The 282-nt window shown below is 69.5% G+C and carries 1 protein-coding gene; it reads left to right on the top strand.

Translation table 11 applies throughout. The features are described 5' to 3' along the window. Nucleotides 1-106 precede the first annotated feature (106 nt). Nucleotides 107-282 (top strand): sigma factor (locus EN850_RS35935; protein WP_281407323.1); only part of this gene is annotated, 176 nt, incomplete at its 3' end.

The raw sequence follows: 282 nt of genomic DNA, 5'->3' as shown, positions 1-282 counted from the left end.
TTCGCCTGCAATCGCGATCTTCACCCGCACGAGCAGGGACGGACCGCCGCCGTCCGCTGAAGGCGGCCGCAAAGCCCTGGCGGGAGCGCCTGACGGTGGAACGGTGTTGAGCGAAAAGGTGCTGGCTGCGCGTTTTGCCGAGGTGGTGCTGCCGCATCTCGGCGACGCGCTGTCGCTCGCCCGCTGGTTGACCGGCAACGCGGCGGACGCCGAGGATGTCGTGCAGGAGGCCTGCCTCAAGGCGCATGCCGGTATTGCCGGCTTTGCCGGCGGCAATCCGCG

The organism is Mesorhizobium sp. M8A.F.Ca.ET.207.01.1.1 (genome assembly GCF_004794715.1).
GTDB lineage: Bacteria > Pseudomonadota > Alphaproteobacteria > Rhizobiales > Rhizobiaceae > Mesorhizobium.
This window is presented reverse-complemented; position numbering and strand designations above follow the sequence as displayed.